Genomic DNA, 21233 nt, shown 5'->3' with positions numbered 1-21233 from the left:
ATCCCGGCGGGCCGAGCGGGGCGTCAGCTCAGGCCGTTGGACTTCAGCCAGTCCTTGGCGACCGCCGACGGGTCCTCCTTGTCGATCGCGACCCGCTTCATCAGCGCCGTCAGCCCGGCCGTGTCCAGCTTGGCCGAGACCGCGTTCAGCGCGGCCGTCGCGGTGGCGTCCACGCCCCCCCTTGTTCACCAGCGGTGTCACGTTCTGCGCGCCGAACACGTTCTTCGGGTCGGCCAGCGGGACGAGCTTCAGCTGGAGGATCTTCGGGTCGGTGGTGAACACGTTGCCGACCTGGACCGTGCCGTCCTTGATCGCGTTCGCGGTGGTCTCGCCGGTCGGCTTCCACTCCTTGAAGGTGAACCCGTACACGTCCTTGAACTGCTGCTCGCGGCGGGACTTGAACTCCGGCGGGCCGCCGATCACGAAGTTCGCCGCCTGCGGGTTCAGGTCGCTGATGCTCTTCAGGTTGAACTTGTCGGCGTTCTCCTGGCTGACGGTCAGCGAGTCCTTGTCCTCGGCCGGCGAGGAGTCCAGGATCCCGAGCGAGGCGGGCAGCGCCTTGGCCAGCGCCGCGTTCACCTCCTCCTTGCTGGCCGCGGTGGACTTGGCGTCCAGGTAGCCCAGCAGCGCGCCGTTGTACTCCGGCAGCACGGTCAGGCTGCCGTTCTGGACCTGCCCGTACAGCACCTCGCGGCTGCCGATGTTGAACTTCTCCTCGACCTTGACGCCCTTGGCCTTCAGCGCCTGCGAGTAGATCGAGCCGAGCAGCACGTTCTCGGGGAAGTTCGCCGAGCCGACCACCACGGTCGAGCCGGAACCGGAACTCGGCGCCGCCGCGCCCGCGGAGGACGGCGAGGCCAGCGGGTCGCCGCCGGAGGAGCCGCAGGCGGCCGCGCCGAGCGCGAGGGAGGCAAGAGTGGCGGCGGCGAGGGCGCGGCGGACAGCTCCGGCGCGTGAGGAGTTCGACATCGGGTGGAACCTTTCGGAAGGGGGAGAAGGGAAGCCTCGGGAGCCGGCGGACGGTCAGTCGCGCCGGCGCTGCGCCCGAATGCCGGGCGGCAGCGCGTAACGGGCCAGCAGGGCGAAGAACAACTGGGCGCCGACCGCGAGCAGCACCACCAGCAGCGCGCCGCCGACGGTCACCGCGTAGTCGCGGGTGGCCAGGCCGTCGATGACGTACCGGCCGAGGCCGCCGAGGCCCACGTAGGCGGCCACCGTGGCGGTCGCGATCACCTGGACGGTGGCGGTGCGCAGCCCGGCGAGCAGGGCCGGCAGCGCGGACGGCAGGCAGACCCCGAGCAGGACCTGCCGGTGCGTCATGCCCACCCCGCGGGCGGCGTCCCGGACGTCCGGATCGGTGTCCCGGACGCCCTCGACGGCGGCCACCAGCAGCGGCGGCGCGGCCAGCGCGACCAGCGGGAGCAGGACGGCGGTGTCGCCGACCCCGGCCAGCAGGACGGCCAGTGTCACCAGCCCGAGGGTGGGCAGCGCGCGGGTGGCGCCGGCCATCGCGGTCACGACGGTGACGCCGCGTCCGGTGTAGCCGATCAGCAGGCCGAGCGGGATCGCCAGCAGCGAGGCGTAGAACAGGGCCTCGGCGGACAGCGCGAGGTGCTCGGCGATCCGGTTGAGGATCGAGTCGGGGCCACTGCGGCGGTCCGGCGAGCCGAAGAAGTCGCTCAGCCAGGAGAGCCAGTTCACCTGGTCACCGCCTTCTCGCGGACGGCCCAGGGGGCGAGCAGCCGGCGGGCCGTCACCAGGACCACGTCGGTGGCCAGGGCGAGGAGGGCGATCAGCGCGATCCCGGCGACGATCGGGGTCGGGAAGGTCCGCTGGAACCCGTCGATGAAGAGGTAGCCGAGCCCGCCGCGGCCGACCAGGGCGCCGACGCTGGCGAGCGAGATGCTGGAGACCGCCGCCACCCGCAGACCCGCCACCAGGTACGGCACGCTGGCGGGCAGTTCGACGGCGGCGAGCCGGTGCCAGGGGCCGTAGCCCATCGCGGTGGCGGCCTGGCGGACGGGCTCCGGCACCGCGCGCAGGCCGTCGACCGTGGTCGGCAGCAGCACGGCGAGGGCGTAGAAGGTGAGCGGGATCATCACGGTGGCCCGGGTGGCCAGGCCGGTGTACGGGATCAGCACCACGAAGACCGCGAGCGAGGGCAGCGCGTAGACGATGTTGAAGACCGCGGCGAGCGGCTGGTAGAGCCGCGGGAACCGGGCGCAGGCCAGGCCCAGCGGCAGCGCCAGCAGCAGCCCGATCAGGACGGGGACCAGCGCGATCACGGCGTGGTCGGCCAGCAGGCCGCCCAGGTAGCCGAGGTGGTCGCCGATCCAGTACCAGCGGACCAGGGGTTCATCGTCCACCGGTGGCCCCGTCCGGGTCGCCGTCGTCCGCCGGGGCGTCCGTCGTGGCGCCGCCCGTCCCGGGGCCCGCCGGGAGGCCGGCGGAGAGGGCCGCGAGCACGGCCTCCCGGGTCGCGGTGCCGAGGGCGCGCCCCTCGGCGTCCAGCGCGACGGCGACGCCGACGGGGGAGAGCACGGCGGCGTCCAGCGCGGCGCGCAGGGTGTCGGTGGCGGGCCGGTACTCGGCGGCGGGCAGCAGCGCGGCGTCCGCCGCGCGGTCGATCCAGCCGATCGGGCGGCCGGTGTCGTCGAGCACCAACTCCCAGCTGCCGTAGCGCAGTCCGTCCTCGACCGGGCGGACGCTGACGGTGGACGCCGGGCGCAGGCCGAGCCCGCGCAGGCCGCGGTCGCGGCCGAGGAAGGCCGCCACGCCGTCGTCCGCCGGGGCGGTCAGCAGGGTGTGCGGGTCGGCCAGTTGGGCGATCCGGCCCTGCTCGCGCAGCACCACCACCTGGTCACCGAGTTTGACGGCCTCTTCGATGTCGTGCGTGACGAACAGCACGGTCTTGTTCAATTCCGACTGCAGGCGCAGCAGTTCGTCCTGGAGGCCGGCGCGGACCACCGGGTCGACGGCGCTGAACGGTTCGTCCATCAGCAGCACCGGCGGATCGGCGGCCAACGCCCTTGCCACACCGACGCGTTGCTGCTGGCCGCCGGAGAGCTGGAAGGGGTACCGGCGGGCCGTCTCCGGTGCGAGGCCGACCAGTTCGAGGAGTTCGGCGGCCCGGGCGCGGGCCTTCTTACGGTCCCGGCCCAGGAGGTAGGGGACGGTGGCGATGTTGTCGATCACCCGGCGGTGCGGGAACAGCCCGGCCTGCTGGATGACGTAGCCGATGCCCCGGCGCAGCTTGGCCGCGTCCAGTTCGGCGACGTCCGTGCCGTCCAGCAGCACCCGCCCCGAGGTCGGCTCGACCATCCGGTTGACCATCCGCAGAAGGGTGGTCTTGCCGCAGCCGGAGGGGCCGACCAGCACGGTTATCCGCCCGGTCGGCACGTCGAGGTCAAGGCTCCCGACGGCGATGGTGCCGTCGGGGTGGCGCTTGCCTGCGCCGTCGAATCTGATCACTGAGCTTCCTAGCTGTCGCGCCGCGGCGCTGGTCGTCTGAACTGATCGGGCATACGTTCGATCGTGCCCCGCTCGTGTGGCTCCCCAGGTGCGGACCGCCGGAAACCTTGATCAGGCTACGATCCGGATCTTCCGGTGTCCTGGATTTGACGCCGTTCGGCCGTTGGCCACCCGGCGACCCACCGCCCCGTGCCCTGTGCCCCGTTCCCTTCCCCGTTCCCCCGTCCCCGTGCCCCGCCCCTGCCGCCCTCTTCGCCCCGGCCGCCCCCTACCGTCCCCTACCGTCCCCTCCGTCCCCATCGGTCCCGTCCTGCGGGCAGCCCGGTGCCCGCCCGGAGGTCGAGGCCCGGACGGACACCGGCCCCGGACGGACACCCCGGGCCTCGCGGCCCTGGTCCCGTCCTCGTCTACCCGCCCGGCCGGGCCCTACTCCCGCCGCAAGCCGGACTTCAGCCGCCCGCCCGGGTGGGCAGGCCGGCGGCGGCCCAGCCGACGAACCCGCCGTCGAGGTCGGTGGCCCGGTGCAGGCCGAGTTCGCGCAGTGAGGCCGCGGCCAGGCTGGACGCGTACCCCTCGGAGCAGACCACCACGATCTCCACGTCGTACCCGGCGGCCTCCGCAATGCGGTGGCTGCCGGTGGGGTCGAGCCGCCATTCCAGCACATTGCGCTCGATGATCAGCGAGCCGGGGATCTCGCCCTCGGTGGCCCGCTGCGCGGCCGGGCGGATGTCGACCAGCAGGGCGCCCTGCTGCTGCGCGTCGTAGGCCTCGCGGGCCCGCGGTCGGTGGACGCCCTCGCGGGAGCGCTCCACCAGGTCGTCGATCGTGGTCACCATTGCTCAGGTCCTTCCACGGAGGTGCGGACGAGGCCGCCGGCCCGCAGGTCGTAGTGCGACATCTCGCTCAGCGGCGGCGAGTAGGCGTGCAGGGTGACGGCCGGGCCGGTGGTGGTGTTCCGGACGTCGTGGACGTAGTCGGGGCCGAAGGCGCGGTCGCTGCCGGCCGGCAGCCGGCGGATCAGCAGCCCCTGGTCGGGGCTGGGCAGCGACAGCTCCTCCAGCTCGCCCAGGGCGACGGTGAAGGCGCCGCGCGAGCCGCCGTGGTCGTGGAACCCGGTGGACTGGCCGGGCAGCCAGCTGATCAGCCAGACCTCGTGGTCCTCGGAGGCCTCCAGTCGCTCGTACCAGCGGTCGTCGGTGGCCAGCCGGACCTTGTGGATCCACTGGTCGGGTTCATCCGCGAAGCTGCGGACGATCTTGCGCAGGGCGTTGGGCGAGAGGGGCGTGCGGGCGCGGTCGGGCGCCAGGTCCAGGCTCATTCGGTCGTCCTCGGGAAGCGGAGGGTGCGGCGCGGCCCGTGGAGCGGGCGTGCCGAGCGGATGAGAGCGGTGCTGCGGGAGGTGCTGCCGAACCGTTCGCGGGAGCCGGTTCAGGAGTGCGCGGTGCGGGCCCTGGAAAACGTCACAGAGCGGGGACCGGCCAGGAGGTGAAGGTCAACAGGCACACATGGAACTCGCCTGGCGTCGCAGATCGACGTGCAGGCGGCAGACCAGAGCGGTGCCGGATTCCATGGGCCGATAGTTCCCGAGAGAAGGACCGCACGTCAAGCCGGTCCGCGATCCGGGCGGGCGTGTCGCGCGCCGCGCGGCCCGTGCGGGCGTCCGCGCGACGACGGCCCGTCCGGCCGTCCGGGGCGCGCCGCGCGGCCCGGCGGCCGGGAGTCGTCACGCGTCGCATGAGTACCGGCCGCACCGGCGGGGTACATCACCGTTTCATCCGATACGGGAGTTCCTGCGTGTCCGGTTAACCAGACCGACCCTGCCGCGTTACGTCCGACGTATTGTCAGGCCCCAGAGGCCGGGCCTACGGTCTACGCACGTAGATCCGCCCCGTCGACCCTCGAACCGAAGGCCCGTTCCCCCGACGGGCCACGGAGTTGCGGAGGTACCCATGTCTCGAATCGTCCGTGCGGCCCTCGTCCAGACGAAGTGGACGGGTGATCAGGAGTCCATGATCAGCCTCCATGAGCGGTACGCCCGGGAGGCCGCCGCCCAGGGCGCGCAGGTCATCGGGTTCCAGGAGGTGTTCAACGCGCCGTACTTCTGTCAGGTCCAGGAGGCCGAGCACTACCGCTGGGCCGAGGCCGTGCCCGACGGCCCGACCGTGGTCCGGATGCAGGCGCTCGCCCGCGAGCTGAACCTCGTCATGGTCGTACCGGTGTACGAGGAGGAGCAGCCGGGCGTGTACTACAACACCGCCGCCGTGATCGACGCCGACGGCAGCTACCTCGGCAAGTACCGCAAGCACCACATCCCGCAGGTCAAGGGCTTCTGGGAGAAGTACTACTTCAAGCCCGGCAACCTCGGCTGGCCGGTCTTCGAGACCGCCGTCGGCAAGGTCGGCGTCTACATCTGCTACGACCGGCACTTCCCGGAGGGCTGGCGCGCGCTCGGCCTGGCCGGCGCCGAGATCGTCTACAACCCCTCCGCCACCAGCCGCGGACTCTCCGCCTACCTCTGGCAGCTGGAACAGCCGGCCGCCGCCGTGGCGAACGAGTACTTCGTCGCCGCGATCAACCGGGTCGGCGTCGAGGAGTACGGCGACAACGACTTCTACGGCACCTCCTACTTCGTCGACCCGCGCGGCCAGTTCGTCGGCGAGCCGGCCTCCGACAAGGAGGAGGAACTGATCGTCCGCGACCTCGACCTCGGCCAGATCGAGGAGGTCCGCCAGCAGTGGGCCTTCTACCGCGACCGCCGGCCGGACGCCTACGGCCCGCTGAGCGAGGCCTGAGGGGAGGGCGAGGGCCATGACCCGCACAGTCATCCGGGGCGGCCTGGTCGTCACCGCCGCCGAGGAACTGCACGCCGACGTCCTGATCGAGGACGGCCGGATCGCCGCACTGGCCGCCACCGGCAGCTCCGCCGCCGAGGCCTGGACCGCGGACACCGTCATCGACGCCGGCGGGCACTACGTCATCCCCGGCGGGGTGGACGTCCACACCCACATGGAGCTGCCGTTCGGCGGCACCGCCGCCTCCGACACCTTCGAGACCGGAACCCGCGCCGCCGCCTGGGGCGGCACCACCACCATCGTCGACTTCGCCGTCCAGCCCGTCGGCGGCTCGCTGCGCGAGGGCCTGGACGCCTGGCACGCCAAGGCCGAGGGCAACTGCGCCATCGACTACGGCTTCCACACCATCGTCTCCGACGTCAACGAGTCGGTGCTGAAGGAGATGGACAGCCTCGTCGACTCCGGCGAGTCCACCTCCTTCAAGCTGTTCATGGCCTACCCGGGCGTCTTCTACAGCGACGACGGCCGGATCCTGCGGGCCATGCAGCGCAGCGCCGTCAACGGCGGGCTGATCATGATGCACGCCGAGAACGGCATCGCCATCGACGTCCTGGTCGAACAGGCGCTGGCCGCCGGGAGGACCGACCCGCGCTACCACGGCGAGGTCCGCCGGGAGCTGCTGGAGGCCGAGGCCACCCACCGCGCGATCAAGCTCGCCCAGGTGGCCGGCAGCCCGCTGTACGTCGTGCACGTGTCGGCCGAGAGCGCCCTCGCGGAGCTGGCCCGGGCGCGGGACGACGGGCTCAACGTCTTCGGCGAGACCTGCCCGCAGTACCTCTTCCTCTCCACCGACAACCTGGCGGAGCCGGACTTCGAGGGCGCCAAGTACGTGTGCAGCACCCCGCTGCGCCCGCGCGAGCACCAGGAGGCGCTCTGGCGGGGCCTGCGCACCAACGACCTCCAGGTGGTCTCCACCGACCACTGCCCGTTCTGCTTCGTCGGGCAGAAGGAGCTCGGCCGGGGCGACTTCTCCAAGATCCCCAACGGCCTGCCGGGGGTGGAGAACCGGATGGACCTGCTGCACCAGGCCGTGGTCGACGGCCGGATCAGCCGCCGCCGCTGGATCGAGATCGCCTGCGCCACGCCCGCCCGGATGTTCGGCCTCTACCCGCGCAAGGGCACCGTCGCCCCCGGCGCCGACGCCGACCTGGTGATCTACGACCCGGCCGCCGTGCAGACCGTCTCCGCCGCCACCCACCACATGAACGTCGACTACTCGGCGTACGAGGGGCGGCAGCTCACCGGCCGGGCCCGGACCGTCATCTCCCGCGGCACCGTCGTGCTGGACGACGGCCGGTGGCTCGGCCGGGCCGGCCACGGCGCCTTCCTGCGCCGCGACACCTGCCAGTACCTGACCTGACCTGCTCGAACACACCGCCCGGGGCCGGTGGGCCGGTCCCGGGCGGCGTTTCGCAACCCCGCGGCGTGCCGCGCCCCCGCCCGGCACACCGCCGTACGCCTCTCGTACACCGCACCGCGCACCTCGCACCCAGCACCGCGCGCAAGCCGCACGTACCCCAGGATTGGTGGACCCTCATGGACATCGGGCTCGTCCTGCAGACCGACCCGCCCGCAAGCCTGCTGATCGACCGGATGGTCCGGGCCGAGCGGGCCGGCTTCAGCCACGGCTGGACCTTCGACTCCGTCGTGCTGTGGCAGGAACCCTTCGTCATCCACAGCCGGATCCTCGCCGCCACCCAACGGCTGCGCGTCGGCACCATGGTCACCAACCCCTCCACCCGCACCTGGGAGGTGACCGCCTCGACCTTCGCCACCCTCAACGACATGTACGGCAACCGCACCGTCTGCGGCATCGGCCGCGGCGACTCCGCGATGCGGGTGGCCGGCCGCAAGCCCGCCACCCTCGCCCGGCTCTCCCAGGCCATGCACGCCATCAAGGAACTCGCCGAGGGCCGCACGGTCGAGATCGACGGCACCGAGATGCACCTGCCGTGGGTGACCGACGGCGCGCTGCCGATCTGGATGGGCGCGTACGGTCCCAAGGCCCTGGCCCTCACCGGGCAGCAGGCCGACGGGTTCATCCTGCAGCTCGCCGACCCCTACCTCACCGAGTACATGATCAAGGCCGTCCGGGCGGCCGCCGCCGAGGCCGGCCGCGACCCCGCCACCGTCACCATCTGTGTCGCCGCGCCCGCCTACGTGACCGCCGACGACTCGCCCGAGGCGCTCGCGCACGCCCGGGAGCAGTGCCGCTGGTTCGGCGGCATGGTCGGCAACCACGTCGCCGACCTGGTCGGCCACTACGGCGAGCACTCGTCGCTGGTACCGGAGGCGCTCACCGACTACATCAAGGGCCGACAGGGCTACGACTACAGCCACCACGGCCGCGCCGGCAACCCGGACACCGCGTTCGTCCCGGACGAGATCGTCGACCGCTTCTGTCTGATCGGCACCGCCGCCGCCCAGCTGGAGAAGCTGGAGCGGCTGCGGGCCCTGGGCGTCGACCAGTTCGCCGTCTACGCGATGCACGACGCGGTCGAGCAGACCATCGACGCGTACGGCAGCGACGTCATCCCGCGGCTGTGACCGGGCACTTGTGACCCGCACGACTGCGCGCCGGTGCCCCCACGCCGGTGCCTCCTGCCCTTGAACCCGTACCCGTACCCGTACCCGTGACCGCCGCGCCCGGCCCCGTGCCGGCGTGCGCGGTCGCAGGCACGGCCAGGCAGGTGGCCGTACCGCCTCCCCCCCCCGAACCCCTCCCGACCCCCCACACCCGAGACAGGTGGTGCCCGTGACCGAGATAGCGGCCGGCCGGCCCGGCGGCGATCCCTCCACGAACCCGGACGGCAGGCCGGCGACCGGCCAACTCCCGTACCCGGACGGCCGGATCGAGCTCGATCCCGCCGTGGTGGTGCCGCCGAACGGCTTCACCAACGACGACCTGCTGCCCGTCCCCGTCGCCAGGCGGACCTGGACCACCTACAACTTCCTCGCCCTGTGGGTCGGCATGGCCCACAACATCCCGTCCTGGACGCTGGCCTCGGGCCTGGTCGCGCTGGGCATGGACTGGAAGCAGGCGGTGCTGACCATCGCCCTGGCGAACGTCATCGTGCTGGTACCGATGCTCCTCACCGGGCACGCGGGCACCAAGTACGGGATCCCGTTCCCGGTCTTCGCCCGGGCCTCCTTCGGGCTGCGCGGCGCCAATCTGCCGGCGATGATCCGGGCCGCCGTCGCCTGCGCCTGGTTCGGCATCCAGACCTGGATCGGCGGCGAGGGCATCTTCCTGCTGGCCGGCAAGCTCCTCGGCGAAGGCTGGCAGACCGCCGGGGAGATCGGCGGCCACCCGTGGACGCAGTGGCTGTCGTTCCTGATCTTCTGGGTGATCGAGATGGCCGTCATCGCCCGCGGGATGGAGGCCCTGCGCCGCTTCGAGAACTGGGCCGCGCCCTTCGTCATCGTCGGCGCGCTCGCCCTGCTGGCCTGGATCACCGTCAAGGCGGGCGGGTTCGGGCCGCTGCTCGACCAGCCGTCCAGGCTCGGCTGGGACCGCGACTTCTGGAAGGTCTTCTTCCCCGCCCTGATGGGCATGATCGGTTTCTGGTCGACGCTGTCGCTGAACATCCCCGACTTCACGCGCTTCGGCGGCTCCCAGAAGGCCCAGATCCGCGGCCAGGCCCTCGGCCTGCCCACCACCATGACGCTCTTCGCCCTGCTCTCGGTGCTCGTCACCTCCGGCTCGCAGGCCGTCTACGGCGAACCGATCTGGGACCCGATCGCCTTGGCCGCCAAGATGGACAACGTGGCCGGCACCCTCTTCGCCCTGCTGGTCGTGCTGGTCGCCACCCTGTCGGTGAACATCGCCGCCAACGTGGTCAGCCCCGCGTACGACCTCGCCAACCTGCTCCCGCGCTGGGTCAACTTCCGTACCGGGGCGCTGATCACCGGCGTGATCGGCATCGTGATCTTCCCCTGGAAGCTGATCGCCGACCCGCACGTCTACATCTTCACCTGGCTCGGCGTGGTCGGCGGACTGCTCGGCACCGTCGCGGGCATCCTGATCGCCGACTACTGGATCCTCCGCCGTACCCGGCTCCACCTCGCCGACCTCTACCGCCCGTACGGCGCCTACTGGTACACCGGCGGCTGGAACTGGCGGGCCGTCGCGGTCCTGCTGACCGGCGGCCTGCTCGCGGTCGGCGGCTCGTACGGCGGCCCGTTCCCCGCCGACGGCCTGATCCCGTTCCTCAAGCCGCTCGCCGACTACGGCTGGGCGGTCGGCCTCGGCTCCGCGCTGCTGCTGCACACCGCGCTCGGTTCCGGCGTCCGGCGCACCGCCGGAGGCTGACCCCGCCCCGCACGCTCCTCCCCGCCAGGCCCGGCGCCCGCACGTCAGCGGGCCGACCGGCCCCGGTTATTCGATGGATCCGCCCGGGGCGGACTCCTACAGTGACCGGGGCCAGTCGTCGTCACCGGGAGCGGATCATGCGCGTGCAGTACCCCCGTACGCCACATCTGCCCTGGTCACCGGGCGCGGCCGCGGACGACGTGCGGACCGGTGACCTCTCCGGCCTGCGCGGCGCCGAGGTCGTGGTCACCGAGAAGCTCGACGGCGAGAACACCACCCTCTACCCCGACGGCCTGCACGCCAGGTCCCTCGACTCCGCCCACCACCCCTCCCGCACCTGGGTCAAGGCCCTCCAGGGCCGGATCGGCCCGCGGATCGCGCCCGGCCTGCGGATCTGCGGCGAGAACCTGTTCGCGCGGCACTCGATCCCGTACCGCGCCCTGGAGAGCTGGTTCTACGGCTTCTCGGTCTGGGACGGCCCGCGCTGCCTCGACTGGGACGACACTGTCCGCCTGCTGCGCGGGCTGGGCGTGCCGGCCCCGCCCGTGCTGTGGCGCGGCACCTTCGACGAACGGGCCCTGCGCGCCCTGCGGCTCGACCCCGAACGGCAGGAGGGCTACGTCGTCCGGACGGTCGAGGGCTTCGACCGGGCGGAGTTCGGCCGGCGGGTGGCCAAGTGGGTGCGCCCCCAGCATGTGCGGACCGACACCCACTGGATGCACGCCGCCGTGGTGGAGAACGGCCTCGGCCCGGCCGCCGCGCTCTGGGCGGTGCGCTCCGGCGCCACCGCCGACCCGGCGGCCCTGCTCGCCGCCCTCGGCCTGCCCGCCCGCGACCCCGAACCCGTCGAGGCGGCGGTGGCCGACGTCTGCGCCCGCCTCGACGTGTTCGGCCGCTCGGGCGACGCCCGCCTCGCCGGTGTCCTGGCGACGCTCCTGCACGACACCCACCGGGCCGCCCTGGCACCCCGGCTGGCGGCCCCGCTCGGGATGGCGTCGGCCCGCCGGGTCGCCGACCTGGTCGGGCTGCACCCCGGACCGCACCGCCCGTACCCCGACGACGAGCGCCGCCGCGGCCTCGCCCGGCTCGCCCTCGCCGCCGACCTGGGCACCCTGCACGCCGTCGCCGCGGCCGTCCTGGCCGGCCGGCCCGGCCCCGAGGCGGACCAGGCACGCGAGCAGGTCGAATGGTCCGCGCTGCACGCCGAGGAGGCCGGCCTGCTGGCGCAGGCCCCGCTGGAGCCGCTGCGCCAAGGCCTGCGCGAGGCCCTGGCGGGCCTGGGCCCGGACGCGGCCGACCGCTGCTGGGCACAGGCCCGCGAGACCCACGCGCAGGGGCGGACCAGCACCGTCGAGGAGGCGGTGGCGGCGAGTTGGCGCTGGCGCGACGGCAGCTTCCCCCGACTGGTGCACCTGACCGGCCCGGCCGGCAGCGGCAAGAGCGCCTTCGCGGCCCGCCTCACCGGCGTCGACACCCGGATCTCGCTGGACGAGCTGCGCACCGCCCGCGGCTCCCGGGCCGACCAGCGGGCCAACGGCGACGTGCTGCGCGAGGGCCTGGACCGCCTCGACACCGCCCTGGCCGCCGGCCGGACGGTGGTCTGGGACGCCACCTCCCTCAACCAGCACCAGCGCTCCCTGGTGCACCGGATCGCCCAGCGCCGGGACGCCCTGACCACCCACGCCGTGCTGCTCGTCGACGAGGACGAACTGGCCCGCCGCAACACCGTCCGGGACCATCCGGTGCCGCCCGAGGTGCTCACCGGTCAGCTGCACCGCTTCAGCCCGCCCTACCCGGGGGAGGCGCACCGCACCTGGTACGTCGGCGCCGGCGGTACCGTCGAGGACACCGACGGCACCCTGCGCACCACCGGGGAGCGATGATGCGGACCAGCGAGCAGATCTACCACCAGGTGTGCTGGGACGCCCGGTTCGACCCCGCCCGGTTCGTGCTCGGGGTCTCCCGGCGCGACGCCGGACCCAAGCGGGTGCCGCTTCCCGCCTTCGTCCCCGGCGGCGACATCCCCTGGCACCGGGTGCTGTTCGTCGAGGCCGACCGCGAACTCGTCTGGGACCGCGCCACCGGCCTGGACCGTCTCGACTCCACCCCGGCCGGCCGGGTGAGCGAACCGCGCCGCCTGCGCGCCCCGTTCTTCCTCACCCGGACCGCCCACGGCTGGGACCGGGAGCGAGGCTGGCACCCCGTCGGCGACACACCGCCGGCCCACGCACCCGCCGGGTCCCGGCTGCGCCTGCTGACCTGGAACACCCTCTGGGACCGCTACGACGGCGACCGCATCGACACCGCCCGCCGCCGCCCGCTGCTGCTGGCCGCCCTGGAGGAGGCGGACGCCGACGTCATCGCGCTGCAGGAGGTCGAGGCCCCGCTGCTCGCCCTGCTGATGCGGGCCCCCTGGGTCCGGGCCGGCTACACCCTCGGCACCGACCCGGCCGCGGACGACGTCGAGGACAGCGGCCTGCTGCTGCTCAGCCGGCTGCCCGTCCGGGAGGCCGGCTACCACCGGCTCGGCCCCCACAAGGCCGTCACCGCCGTCACCGTGCGGACCGCGACCGGGCCGCTGGTCGTCGCCGCCACCCATCTGACCAGCGACCACACCGAGGACGGCCCGGCCCGGCGGCAGGCCGAACTGGCCCGGATCGCCGAAGGCCTGTCCCGGGTGGACGGCGACCTGGCCCTGCTGGGGGACTTCAACGACGGGTCCGACGGCCCGGCCGGCCCGGCCGCCGTCCTCGGACTGCGCGACGCCTGGACGGAGGTGCACGGCCCCGGCGACCGGACGCCGACCTTCGACCCGGTGGCCAACCCGCTGGCCGCGGTCTCCTCGCTGTCCGGCCGGGCCTCCCGGCTGGACCGGATCCTGCTGCGGCCGGGCCGGCCGCACGCCGTCACGGCGGCCCTGCACGGTGACCGGCCCTCCCCGGACGGCCTGTACGCCTCCGACCACTACGGCGTCGAGGCGGACCTCGACCTCGACCTCGACCTCACCGGGACGGGACCGGCCGAGGCGCTCGACCTCGCGCCGACCGCCCGGACGGCCGTGGCCTGGCTGCCGCCCGAGGAGCTGTGGCCGGCGATCCAGGAGATCCGCCGCGCCCACGACCCGCAGGTCGACCGGTGGCCGCCGCACGTCAACCTGCTCTTCGGGTTCGTCCCCGAGTCCGACTTCGAGCAGGCCGCGCCGCTGCTCGCCGCCGCCCTGGCGGGCGTGGCGCCGTTCAGCGCCCGGCTGGCCGGGGTGCGGACCTTCCGGCACCGGGAGGACAGCACCGTCTGGCTCGACCCGGCCGCCGAGGACCCGGAGCCCTGGGCGGAGCTGCGGCACGCCCTGGAACGGCGGTTCCCGCGCTGTCGGGGCCGCGACACCGGCTTCACCCCGCACCTGACCCTGGGCCGGGCCGCCGACACCCGGGCGGTGCTGGCCGCCTGCGCGGCCGGGCTCGGCCCGCTGACCGCCCGGGTCGGGGAGGTCGTGCTGCTCTCCCGCCGGGGCGACGAGCCGATGCGACCGCGCGCCACCGTCGCGCTGGGGACGGGCGAACTGCGCCGGCTGCCCGACGCCGGGCCCGCCGTCCGGCCGCCCGACCCCGGGCCGGCCGGGGCCGTGTGGGTCCCGGGCACGCCGGCGGAGCAGGTCGTCCGTCGGGTCATGGAGGCGCTGGGGGACGGCATCGTCCAGGTGGTCGGATCACGGCGGACGGGCTGCGCGCCCGAGCACGCCGACCTGGACCTGGTGGCCGCCCTGCCGGGCACCGTCGACCTGGCGGACGTGCGGACCCGAATCGGGGCCGTGCTGCCCGAGGCGCGCCGGCTGCGGGAGGTGACCGGCGCCCGGGTGCCCGGACTACGCCTGAGCGTGGGCGAGTTGGACGTCGACCTGGTGGTGGTCGGCACCGGTGGGCTCCCGCCGTCCGAGGCCGTCTCCCGCCGGGCGGAGCTGGGCGAGGCGGGCGCGATCGCGATGAGCGCGGTGAGCGACGCCTACGCCGTCCTGGTCGCGGTGGGGGAGGACCAGCCCGCCTTCGCCCGGCTGGCCGGGCAGGTGAAGGCCTGGGCGAAGGCGCGCGGCCTCGACTCGGCGGCGCACGGCATGCTGCCCGGCCTGGCCTGGACCGTGCTGGCGGCCCGCACGCTTCGGGAGGCCGGCCCGCTCCCGGAGGGCGAGCTGCTGCGGGAGTTCTTCGCCGCCTGGGCCGCCTGGGACTGGCGGGAGCCCGTCACGCTCTCGGGCTCGGCCGGGCCCGCCGCCGTACCGCCGTCCGCCGTACCGCCGTGCACCGCACCGCCGTCCGCCGCGGTGACCGTGCTGACCCCGAGTGCCCCGGTCCGCAGCTGCACCGACCAGGTCGGCGCCGGCGGCGCGGACCTGCTCACCCAGGAGCTCTACCGGGCCTGGGAGATCCTGGAGACGGCGGCGGCGACCGGCGCCGATCCGTGGCCCCGGCTGCTGTCGCCGCCACCGCTGCACCGCCGGCACGCGGCCTGGGCGGTGCTGACCGTACGGCCGGGCGGTGCCGAGGAGTTCGAGGACGTCCTGGGCCGGGTCCGCGGCCGGGTCCGGGCGCTGCTCGCCGCCTTGGAGGAGGCCGGCGCGGGGGACGCGCACGCCTGGCCGCGCCCGTTCGAGAGCGGCCCGGCGGGGGTCCGGTACGCGATCGGCCTGGGCCGAACCCCGCCGGACGCCGCCCGCATCACCGCGATCGCCGAACGGTGGGGCCGGGGCCTGCCCGGCACCACCCTGGAGCAGGTGCCCGGGGGAGCGGTGCCGACCCTGCGCTGACTCTTGCCCGGGCCGGGCCGGGCGAGGAGTCTGCCGGGCGGCGCCCGGCCGGCCCGGCCCCGCGTCCGAGGTCAGCCCTTGCGGGCCAACGCGCCGTACATGCTCACCCGGTCCGCGCCCTGGGCCGGCGCCGCCTCCGGGCGCCAGAGCGGGACGGTCACCACACCCGGCTCCAGCAGCTCCAGCCCGTCGAAGAACTGCCGGACCTCCGCCCGCGAGCGGCCCACCAGCGGCGCCGTGGCCTTGGTGTAGACGCCCGTCACCCGGTCGCGGATCTCCGGCGGGATGAAGTCCGCCGTGCCGTGCGAGAGCACCAGGTAGCTGCCCGGCGCCAGCGCCGCCAGCAGCTCCTCGACGATCCGGTAGGGCTCGTCCTCCTCGGGGAGGAAGTGCAGGACCGCCGCCAGCACCAGCGCCACCGGCCGGTCGAGGTCCAGCAGTTCGCGCACCTGCGTGGCCGCCAGGATCCCGGCCGGGTCGCGCAGGTCGGCCTGCAGGACGTCGGTGCGGCCCCGGCCCATGCCCGCCATCAGCGCGCGGGCGTGGGTCAGCACGATCGGGTCGTTGTCGACGTACACCACGCGGGCCTGCGGATCGACCTGCTGGGCGATTTCGTGGGTGTTGCCGGCGGTCGGGATGCCGGTGCCGATGTCCAGGAACTGGTCCACACCCTGCTGCGTGACATGGCGCACCGCGCGCTGCAGGAAGCCGCGGTTGGCCCGCGCGGTGGACCGGAACTCCGGGTTCGCCGCCAGGGCCCGCTCGGCCGCCTCGCGGTCGGCGGGGAAGTTGTCCTTCCCGCCGAGGTAGTAGTCGTACATCCGGGCGGGGTGCGGTATGTCGGGCCGCAGATCCGCAGAGGTTGCGACCTCCTGCTGCCGGACGCTGTTCTGCTCCCCCACGACGACCTCCGCCTTCATCGGCAGTCCCGGCCGGCTCCGCCGACCGGTCCCGCGCTGCTCCGTCCGCGCACAGCCTAGGCGTTCGGACGATCGTCCGAGGGCCTGACGGCCGGGTCGACCGCCGCCGTACTGCTGCCGTTCCGCCGCCGGACAGCCGGACAGCCGTACCCGCCGACCGTCGTGCGCTGCCGTTCCGCCGGACCGCCGGCCGGGGGGCCGCCCGCGGCCCGGGGGCCGGCCGCGCCGGTCCGGTGCGGGCAGGTGCTGGAACCGCCCACCCCGTCGCCGGCGTCCTACCCGGCAGGCCGGCCCGAGGCGGGCCGAGCAGTGGAGGGCAGGTAGACGTCATGGGCTTTGTCGCGTGGATAGTCCTGGGGCTGGTGGCCGGAGCCATCGCCAAATTCCTGCTGCCGGGCCGCGACCCGGGCGGGCTGGTGGTCACCACGCTGATCGGGGTGGCCGGCTCCTTCGTCGGCGGCTGGATCTCCTCCCGGGTCTTCGACCGGCCGGTCTCGGCCCAGTTCTTCGACCTGACCACCTGGGTCTCGGCGATCGGCGGCGCGCTGGTGCTGCTGATCCTCTACCGGATCTTCTTCGGCAACTCCCGCCGCTGAACGGTGCCGAGGGCCGGGCCCCGAGGGACGAGCCCCTCGGCGCCCGGCCCTCGGCGGCGCCACCGCGGACGCCCGGCACCCGGCCTTCGGGTGCCGGGCGTCGACGCGTCAGACCTCGGCCGTGACCCAGCCCGGCAGGTCCTCCCGGGCCGCCAGCCAGGGCGCCGGCACCTCGGCCAGGCCCGTCCGGGCGGCGACCACACCGGCCGCGACGGCGCAGGTGGTGTCCATGTCCCCCCAGCCCGCCAGAGTGTGCCAGATCGCCTCGGGCAGTGAGTCCAGCCGCCCGGCGGCCGCCCAGAGGGCGAACGGCACGGTGTCGGGCGCCGAGATCAGCGAGCCCGATCCGAGCACCACGGCGGCATGCCGGACCGACGTCCCGTCCGCCAGCCGGGCGGCCACCCGCAGTCCGGAACGCACGTCGCTGTCGGGCAGCCGGTCGGCGACCTCCGACAGCAACTCGGCCCGCCCGGGCGCCTCCTGGCCCCGGCTGCGGGCGGCGAGCGCCGCCGCCAGCGCGACCGCCACCGCCCCGGCCGTCGCCTCGGGATGGAAATGCGTGGTGAGCGCCTGCAGTTCGGCCTGCTCCGCGACCAGATCGAGGTCCTCGGCGAACCAGGCGCCGAGCGGGGCCACCCGCATCGCCGCGCCGTTGCCGTACGATCCCTGGCCGCCGAACATCCCCGAGGTGACCACCCGCCAGTCGGCGCCCTCCTGGACCGCCCGCAGCACCTGGTGCATCGAAGGGCCGTACTTACGCCCGTACCCGGCGGTGTACTCCGCGGCGAAGCCGCGCGCCAACTCGTCCTGCCGCACGGCGCCGTGGTCGATCAGATGCCGGATCAGCACCAGGGCCATCGCGGTGTCGTCCGTCCAGTGCCACGGCGCCTTGCGCGGCATCCGGGTGGCGAGTTCGGGCTCCGCTTGGTCGGCCGGGACGGAGAACCAACGGTCGCCGAAGGCGTCGCCGAGGGCGAGGCCCTGCAGACTGTCGAGAGCCGGGACGGGCGCGCGCATGGTTCCCTCCTGAGGGGGGTGGACGGGTGCGGGCCAGTCTGCCGCCGCGGAGCCGGTACCCGCGAGCGCTTTTGTGCCGGGCGGCGCGCGGCGCCGCCCGGGGTGGAACCGTCCGCTCAGTGCGAGCGCAGGCCGTTGAGCAGGAGCGACCAGACGGCCTCGAAGTCCTCCTCGACCTTCGGGGCGGACCACTGTCCCGCGTACTCGGGGTCGTGGAATCGCGCGGTCGCGTGGAACACCGCCCGGGCGGCGTTCCCGGCGTGGGACGGGGTGAACGCCCCCTGGTGGATGCCGTCCTGGAGGATCTCGGCGATCTGGCCGGTGAGCGTCTCGATGTGCGCCTCGACGGTGTGGCTGGCCTCGCCGACCAGGGTCATGTAGGTGGCGAACAGCTCGGGGTCGTCCAGCGCCTTCTTGCGCTTCGCGGCGAAGAGCGTCGCCAGCCAGCGGTGCAGGCGCTCGACGGCCGGACCGCGCTCGACGGTGATGGTGGCCAGCTGGTCGTGCGCCTGGTCCAGCCAGCGCTGGGTCACGGACTCGCGCAGCGCCGCCTTGCTGGGGAAGTGGCGGTACACGCTCCCGTGGCTGACGCCCAGCGCGCGGGCGATGTCCACGACCGTGGCCTTCGCCGGGCCGAACCGCCGGAGGACGTCCTCCGCCGCGCTCAGGATCTGCTCGGGAGTGAGTGCGTTGTCCGTGGTCACGGGGAGGTACGTCCTTACGGGGTGATACGGCGTGCCGCGCCGGCCCGCCGGCGGTCGCCGGCGCTGGTGGTCACTGCTCGCTGTCGAGGTGGGCCATCTGAGCCGCAGCGTACCTGTCCCCGGCGGCGGACCCGGCCGGGACGGCGGCTTCGACGGCGGCCAGCTCGGCCGCGTCGAGCGTGACGTCCAGCGAGCCGAGGGCCTCGGCGAGGCGGTCCCGGCGGCGGGCGCCGACCAGCGGGACGATGTCCTCGCCCCGCGAGGCGACCCAGGCGATGGCGACCTGCGCCACGCTGACGCCCTTGGCGTCCGCGATCTCCCGCAGTGCGTCGACCAGCTGCAGGTTGTGGGTCAGGTTCTCGCCCTGGAAGCGCGGGCTGAAGCCGCGGAAGTCCGTGCCGGGCAGGTCGCGGGTGTCCTTCCAGTGGCCGCTGAGCAGGCCGCGGGAGAGCACACCGTAGGCGGTGACGCCGATGCCGAGCTCGCGGGCGGTCGGCAGGATCTCGGCCTCGATCGACCGCGACAGCAGGGAGTACTCGATCTGCAGGTCGCTGACGGGGTGCACGGCCGCGGCCCGGCGCAGGGTCTCGGCGCCAACCTCGGAGAGCCCGATGTGCCGGACGTAGCCGGCCGTCACCAGCTCGGCGATCGCGCCGACGGTCTCCTCCACGGGGACGCGCGGGTCCAGGCGGGCGGGGCGGTAGATGTCGATGTGGTCGGTGCGCAGGCGGCGCAGGGTGTAGGCGAGCGCGGTCTTGGTGGCTGCCGGGCTCGCGTCGTAGCCGAGCCAGCTGCCGTCCGGGCCGCGCTGCGCGCCGAACTTCACGCTGATCTGCACGGCGTCGCGGTCGCGTCCGCGCAGTGCCTCGTGGATGAGCAGCTCGTTGTGACCCATGCCGTAGAAGTCACCCGTGTCGAGCAGGGTGACGCCCGCGTCGAGGGCGGCGTGCACGGTGGCGATGCTCTCGGCCTCGTCGGCCGGGCCGTAGAGGTCGGACATGCCCATGCAGCCGAGGCCGAGAACGGAGGTGGTGGGGCCGGTAGTGCCAAGGGTGCGGGTGGCGCCGTGGAGGTGGGAGGGGGATGCGGAGGCCATGAGAGGTCCTTGCGGTGGGTGGAGCGGGATGGTCACGAGAGGTCGGGGCCGACCGATGTCAACTATGGCGTATCGGATGACAGATTTCAATATCTGTCATCCGATATCCGTCATCGCATACCTGTCGTCCGTCATCCGTGATCGGTTATCGGTCATCTCCTGACGCCGGCTGGACCTGCCGGTGCCCGTCCGCCCCGGCCGCCCCGGCCGCCCCGGCCGCCCCGGCCGCCCCGGCCGCCACTGCGCCCCCGTCGCCCTTGCGCCTCCACCGCCACCCCGCGTCCGACCGTTCAGTCGGTCACCCGGCTCCCGCTCTCGTACGCCAGCTCGACGTACTCGGGGTGCCGGAGCATCCATGCCTTGATGAACGGGCAGGTGGCGAGCACGGGCAGCCCCCGCGCCCGGGCGTCGTCCAGGGCGGCCCTGGCCAGTGCACCGCCCACCCCCTGACCTTCGAAGGCGGGCTCGACCACCGTGTGCGGGTACACCACCAGCCGGTCGTTGCGGATGTACTCGGCGAAGCCGGCGAGCGCGTCCCCCGCCCAGGCCTCGAACCTGCTCTGCTCCACGTTGTCGCGGATCGCGACTGCCATCCCGTACTCCTCTGCTCGGATCTGCTCGGACTCGATCCGGAACCGGGGTCGGCCCCCGGCCATCTTCGAGTCGCCCTCGCCGGCCGGGTCGCAGGCTCGCCCGCCCCGGCGGCCCGGTCACCCCCTCACGGCCCTCCCGCCACCACCACCGGAGCTGCCCTGCGCGGCCCTTGCGCCGTCGGCTCCAGCTCTTGTCAGCGCCTTGTCCGCGCCTTGTCCCCGCCCTGTCCGCGCCTTGCCGGTGCCTTGTCCGGGCCTCGTCGGAGCGGTGCCGGCGGCTCGGTCCGCCACCCGTCGGCGCCCGCCCCAGACGGTCGCCCCGGGCGCACAACTCCCGTGGCCGGCACTGCCGGTTCGGGACTCCGTCTCGTACCGGACGCTGACCTCGTGTCACCCATCCGGCGTGGATCGGGCGTGCCCGGGCCGTTTGCGCTGCCGATCCGCGACGCGAGGTCCATGGTGGAGATGGGCGCGATCCGGCGACCGCGCTCGCGCGTCGATCCAGGCCCGCGCGCCGTGCGCCCTGCGCCGATCCTCCGGCGGGCGTCCGAGGCAGGGTCCGGAACCGGCGTGCTGGGAGCAGGGCCACCTCGCAGGAAACCGAACGGTTCTTCTAGGCTCACGTCTCGGCTACCCCTGCGGCGGTGCCGCCACTGCGCCGTCGCACCGAAGCCGCCGTACACGGGGGCGCCGGATCGGACCGGGGTCACCGGATCGAGCGAGGAGGACGCAATGTTGCCAGTCATGCCGCCCAGCCGTTCCACCACATCCCGGCCGTCCAGGACGGCCCGGACGCCCCGACCACCGGTACCCGTCGCCGGCGGCAGTTCTTCCGGACGGTTCGGTTCGTGCGCCGGGCAGGGCGCGCCGGGCC

At 74.0% G+C, this 21233-nt stretch carries 18 protein-coding genes and 1 pseudogene; 7 read left to right on the top strand and 12 right to left on the bottom strand.

All coding sequences use genetic code 11. The annotated features are described in order from the left end of the window. Window positions 1–23 precede the first annotated feature (23 nt). The 7 genes and pseudogenes from OG689_RS44775 to OG689_RS10265 all read right to left on the bottom strand — a co-directional run bounded on the left by OG689_RS44775 (window position 24) and on the right by OG689_RS10265 (window position 4789). Entirely contained in the window at window positions 24–173 is a 150-nt protein-coding gene (locus tag OG689_RS44775) for a glycine betaine ABC transporter substrate-binding protein (RefSeq protein WP_323189379.1), read from the bottom strand. Window positions 174–234: 61 nt separating this feature from the next. Next, window positions 235–969 (bottom strand): annotated as a pseudogene (locus OG689_RS10290) (ABC transporter substrate-binding protein); the annotation flags it as partial. A gap of 54 nt (window positions 970–1023) precedes the next feature. Then, window positions 1024–1701: an ABC transporter permease gene (locus OG689_RS10285; protein ID WP_266319563.1), complete on the bottom strand. Its 678-nt coding sequence runs from the start codon at window positions 1699–1701 to the stop codon at window positions 1024–1026. Further along, on the bottom strand, window positions 1698–2366 hold the full coding sequence (locus tag OG689_RS10280; protein ID WP_266319561.1) for an ABC transporter permease subunit: 669 nt from the start codon (window positions 2364–2366) through the stop codon (window positions 1698–1700). The genes OG689_RS10285 and OG689_RS10280 overlap by 4 nt, the downstream gene beginning before the upstream one ends. After that, window positions 2356–3471, bottom strand: a complete 1116-nt coding sequence (locus OG689_RS10275; RefSeq protein WP_266319560.1) for an ATP-binding cassette domain-containing protein — start codon at window positions 3469–3471, stop codon at window positions 2356–2358. Before OG689_RS10275 ends, OG689_RS10280 begins: the two co-directional genes overlap by 11 nt. A 449-nt stretch (window positions 3472–3920) precedes the next feature. Then, window positions 3921–4307: a rhodanese-like domain-containing protein gene (locus OG689_RS10270; RefSeq protein ID WP_266319558.1), complete on the bottom strand. Its 387-nt coding sequence runs from the start codon at window positions 4305–4307 to the stop codon at window positions 3921–3923. Beyond that, window positions 4301–4789, bottom strand: coding sequence for a cysteine dioxygenase family protein (locus OG689_RS10265; protein WP_266319557.1), 489 nt, complete (start codon window positions 4787–4789; stop codon window positions 4301–4303). The genes OG689_RS10270 and OG689_RS10265 overlap by 7 nt, the downstream gene beginning before the upstream one ends. A 631-nt stretch (window positions 4790–5420) precedes the next feature. Here OG689_RS10265 and OG689_RS10260 point away from each other — a divergent pair. The 6 genes from OG689_RS10260 to OG689_RS10235 all read left to right on the top strand — a co-directional run bounded on the left by OG689_RS10260 (window position 5421) and on the right by OG689_RS10235 (window position 15433). Next, complete coding sequence (locus OG689_RS10260; RefSeq protein ID WP_266319555.1) at window positions 5421–6263, top strand: nitrilase-related carbon-nitrogen hydrolase; 843 nt, start codon at window positions 5421–5423, stop codon at window positions 6261–6263. Between the two features lie 16 nt (window positions 6264–6279). Next, a complete protein-coding gene (gene hydA / locus OG689_RS10255) occupies window positions 6280–7683 on the top strand; it encodes a dihydropyrimidinase (protein WP_266319553.1) in 1404 nt (467 codons plus the stop codon). 176 nt (window positions 7684–7859) lie between these two features. Next, window positions 7860–8870, top strand: a complete 1011-nt coding sequence (locus OG689_RS10250; RefSeq protein ID WP_266319551.1) for a TIGR03842 family LLM class F420-dependent oxidoreductase — start codon at window positions 7860–7862, stop codon at window positions 8868–8870. Window positions 8871–9174: 304 nt separating this feature from the next. Then, on the top strand, window positions 9175–10635 hold the full coding sequence (locus tag OG689_RS10245; protein WP_266327007.1) for an NCS1 family nucleobase:cation symporter-1: 1461 nt from the start codon (window positions 9175–9177) through the stop codon (window positions 10633–10635). A 137-nt stretch (window positions 10636–10772) separates the two neighbouring features. Next, entirely contained in the window at window positions 10773–12518 is a 1746-nt protein-coding gene (locus tag OG689_RS10240) for an RNA ligase family protein (RefSeq protein WP_266319550.1), read from the top strand. Continuing rightward, window positions 12518–15433 (top strand): poly(A) polymerase, encoded by a 2916-nt coding sequence (locus OG689_RS10235; protein WP_266327005.1) that lies wholly within the window; start codon window positions 12518–12520, stop codon window positions 15431–15433. Before OG689_RS10240 ends, OG689_RS10235 begins: the two co-directional genes overlap by 1 nt. 71 nt (window positions 15434–15504) lie before the next feature. Here OG689_RS10235 and OG689_RS10230 read toward each other — a convergent pair whose 3' ends face one another. Then, window positions 15505–16353: an SAM-dependent methyltransferase gene (locus OG689_RS10230; protein WP_266319548.1), complete on the bottom strand. Its 849-nt coding sequence runs from the start codon at window positions 16351–16353 to the stop codon at window positions 15505–15507. A gap of 329 nt (window positions 16354–16682) precedes the next feature. Between OG689_RS10230 and OG689_RS10225 the strand changes: the two genes are divergently transcribed. Next, window positions 16683–16949: a GlsB/YeaQ/YmgE family stress response membrane protein gene (locus tag OG689_RS10225; protein WP_266319546.1), complete on the top strand. Its 267-nt coding sequence runs from the start codon at window positions 16683–16685 to the stop codon at window positions 16947–16949. 108 nt (window positions 16950–17057) lie between these two features. Here the strand turns inward: OG689_RS10225 and OG689_RS10220 are convergent, their stop codons facing one another. The 4 genes from OG689_RS10220 to OG689_RS10205 all read right to left on the bottom strand — a co-directional run bounded on the left by OG689_RS10220 (window position 17058) and on the right by OG689_RS10205 (window position 20359). After that, complete coding sequence (locus OG689_RS10220; protein WP_266319545.1) at window positions 17058–17966, bottom strand: ADP-ribosylglycohydrolase family protein; 909 nt, start codon at window positions 17964–17966, stop codon at window positions 17058–17060. Between the two features lie 116 nt (window positions 17967–18082). Further along, entirely contained in the window at window positions 18083–18670 is a 588-nt protein-coding gene (locus OG689_RS10215; protein WP_266319544.1) for a TetR family transcriptional regulator, read from the bottom strand. A gap of 70 nt (window positions 18671–18740) precedes the next feature. Continuing rightward, window positions 18741–19766: an aldo/keto reductase gene (locus OG689_RS10210; RefSeq protein WP_266319543.1), complete on the bottom strand. Its 1026-nt coding sequence runs from the start codon at window positions 19764–19766 to the stop codon at window positions 18741–18743. 290 nt (window positions 19767–20056) lie between these two features. Continuing rightward, window positions 20057–20359, bottom strand: coding sequence for a GNAT family N-acetyltransferase (locus OG689_RS10205; RefSeq protein WP_266319542.1), 303 nt, complete (start codon window positions 20357–20359; stop codon window positions 20057–20059). Window positions 20360–21233: the final 874 nt, after the last annotated feature.

The sequence above is a fragment of the Kitasatospora sp. NBC_00240 genome (assembly GCF_026342405.1).
Taxonomy (GTDB): domain Bacteria; phylum Actinomycetota; class Actinomycetes; order Streptomycetales; family Streptomycetaceae; genus Kitasatospora.
Note: the sequence above shows the minus strand (reverse complement) of the source record. Positions and strands in the feature narration are given on the sequence as shown.

Coding starts and splice junctions, on each gene's coding strand:
- OG689_RS10270 (WP_266319558.1), bottom strand. CDS start 4,307: ATGGTGACCACGATCGACGACCTGGTGGAGCGCTCCCGCGAGGGCGTC.
- OG689_RS10265 (WP_266319557.1), bottom strand. CDS start 4,789: ATGAGCCTGGACCTGGCGCCCGACCGCGCCCGCACGCCCCTCTCGCCC.
- OG689_RS10260 (WP_266319555.1), top strand. CDS start 5,421: ATGTCTCGAATCGTCCGTGCGGCCCTCGTCCAGACGAAGTGGACGGGT.
- hydA (WP_266319553.1), top strand. CDS start 6,280: ATGACCCGCACAGTCATCCGGGGCGGCCTGGTCGTCACCGCCGCCGAG.
- OG689_RS10250 (WP_266319551.1), top strand. CDS start 7,860: ATGGACATCGGGCTCGTCCTGCAGACCGACCCGCCCGCAAGCCTGCTG.
- OG689_RS10240 (WP_266319550.1), top strand. CDS start 10,773: ATGCGCGTGCAGTACCCCCGTACGCCACATCTGCCCTGGTCACCGGGC.
- OG689_RS10235 (WP_266327005.1), top strand. CDS start 12,518: ATGCGGACCAGCGAGCAGATCTACCACCAGGTGTGCTGGGACGCCCGG.
- OG689_RS10230 (WP_266319548.1), bottom strand. CDS start 16,353: ATGAAGGCGGAGGTCGTCGTGGGGGAGCAGAACAGCGTCCGGCAGCAG.
- OG689_RS10225 (WP_266319546.1), top strand. CDS start 16,683: ATGGGCTTTGTCGCGTGGATAGTCCTGGGGCTGGTGGCCGGAGCCATC.
- OG689_RS10220 (WP_266319545.1), bottom strand. CDS start 17,966: ATGCGCGCGCCCGTCCCGGCTCTCGACAGTCTGCAGGGCCTCGCCCTC.
- OG689_RS10210 (WP_266319543.1), bottom strand. CDS start 19,766: ATGGCCTCCGCATCCCCCTCCCACCTCCACGGCGCCACCCGCACCCTT.
- OG689_RS10205 (WP_266319542.1), bottom strand. CDS start 20,359: ATGGCAGTCGCGATCCGCGACAACGTGGAGCAGAGCAGGTTCGAGGCC.